Source organism: Promicromonospora kroppenstedtii DSM 19349 (assembly GCF_000515355.1).
Classification (GTDB): domain Bacteria; phylum Actinomycetota; class Actinomycetes; order Actinomycetales; family Cellulomonadaceae; genus Promicromonospora; species Promicromonospora kroppenstedtii.
This window is the reverse complement of the sequence record NZ_KI911756.1, coordinates 23453-25505: the sequence shown is the minus strand read 5'-3', so window position 1 is coordinate 25505 and position 2053 is coordinate 23453. Positions and strand designations below refer to the sequence as shown.

At 76.2% G+C, this 2053-nt stretch carries 1 protein-coding gene and 1 pseudogene; both read right to left on the bottom strand.

What is annotated here, in order from left to right; translation table 11 throughout:
• Positions 1–796: pseudogene (locus tag PROKR_RS36315) on the bottom strand (hypothetical protein); the annotation flags it as partial.
• Positions 797–877: 81 nt separating this feature from the next.
• A partial coding sequence (locus tag PROKR_RS36310; RefSeq protein WP_051433389.1) for a hypothetical protein occupies positions 878–2053 on the bottom strand: 1176 nt, incomplete at its 5' end.

Sequence of the window (2053 nt, the reverse complement as noted above, 5' to 3'; positions counted from 1 at the left end):
CGGGTCGCGGACCCGTCGCGAGCCCGCCCCGTCCGGGGCGGCCTTCGGCGCCCGGGGCGCCGGCCGGCGGTGCGTGGGACCCGGGGGTGTCGTTCCCAGGGTTCTCGGACCCGGGGGTGTGGGACCCGGGCTTGTCGGTTCCCGGATCGTCGGTTCCCGGGTCGTCGGTTCCCGGATCGACGCCGGGCTCACCGGCGTCGGGGTCGAGGATCGGATCGAGGATGCCCGGACCGTCGGTACCAGGTTCGGCCCCGGGCTCGTCGGTGCCGGGCCGGCCCGGCTCACCGGCGTCAGGCCCGTCAGTGCCCGGCTCCTCGGTCCCGGGCTCGACGCCCGGCTCGTCAGTACCAGGCTCGTCAGTCCCGGGCTCGTCGGTCCCGGGCTCTACGCCCGGCTCCTCCGCACCGGAGGGCAGGAGACCATCCAGGATCCCGTGGACGAGACCGTCCGCACCCAGCGTCCCGTCGACGACACCGGCGACGTCACCGCGCACGAGCGCACCGGCGAGGCCGTCGTCGACACGGGCCTCGGCGCCGGCGTCTGCAACAGCGCCGTCGGTGGCCGCACCGTCGACTGCCGCGTCACCGTCGACAGCCGCGCCGTCGACCACGGCGACGTCGGCCGCGACGGACGACGCACCACCGGTCGAGGCAGCACCTTCAGAGGCCCCGGGGGCTCCCTGGGCGACCGCGTCGCGCGGGGCGTCGGCTGCGGCGTAGGCCGCCGTGGCGCCGACGACGACGAGGCCGCCTGCCACGAGTGCCGTGCACAGCGCACGTCGGAAGTTCTTGTCCATGGATCTCTCCTTGCCTGGCGTGGAGCCGACGGCACCTTCGCCGTCGGGTGGTACCGCACACGAGTGCGCGGACCACCCAGGTCAGGCAGGAGAGACGGGGATGTCGGTGTAGCTGCTCGCGAGCTTCGCCCGCGACTCGTCGGCCGACACGCGCCAGGTGCGCGCCCGGAAGATCAGCAGGGCGGAGAGCATCGCGAGGAGGTCGCCGCCGGGCACCTTGAGCTGCGGTGCGCCGCCCAGGACGCCGCCGGCGCCCGACGCGGCCACCGCGGGGACGAAGCCGCCGGCGGTGAGCGGGAGGCCCCCGCCGAGCAGGCCGGGCGCACTGGCCTCGACGACGCCCATGGCGCCCAGCGTCTGCGCGGTGTCGACGGCCGCCTCGACGACCGGGGCCTGCACCAGGTCGAGCATCGCGTGCCGGACCCCGGCCGAGGTCCAGACCACGACACCCGCGGCGTCACCGGAGGCCTGCAGCTCCCCCGGGTACGTCGGCTCTGAGAGATCCTCGACCCGCTGGGTCGGGATCACGGTCACCGGCTCGCCCGGAGCGGACGGCGCGGCGGGCACGACGTCCGTGACCGGCGCGAGCGGCTCCACGACCGGGCTCAGCGGCTCGACCACCGGGGCGAGCACCTCACCCACGGGGGCGACGGCCTCGCCGACCGGCGTCAGCACGGGCGACAGCGCGTCCGTGACCGGGGCGGTCACGGGCTCGAGCGCACCCAGGACCGGGGCGGTCACGCCGCCGACCACGTCGGTCACCGGCGAGACGATGTCGACCACGGGGGACAGCAGACCGTCGGTCACCGGGGCCAGCGGCTCCGTGACCGCGCTCAGCACGGGCGCGAGCGGCGTCACGACCTGCCCGACCACGCCTGTCACCGGGGCGAGCACGTCGCCGAGCGGCTCGGTGACCGGCTTGACGGCCGCGCCGACCTGCTCCGTGACGGGCTTCAGGACCGGGTCCGCGACCTGCTCGACGACCTCGGCGACCTGCGCCACCGGCTTCTTCGTGATCTCCGTGACGGCCGCGCCCACAGGCTCGGTCACCGCCGTCCGGACCGGCTCGGTCACCGGGTCGAGCAGGCCGCCGGTCGCGGCCGCGACCTCGTCGACGGCCTTCGTGACAGGCTCCGTCACCTTCCCGGCCGACGACGGCGCGGGGCGGGCGGAGGCGGGCTTCACAGCCGCGGCGTCCACCGTCTTCCCGGTGCCGGCACCGGAGGCCGGCTCGGGCTGCTCCGCGGCGGCCTGGGC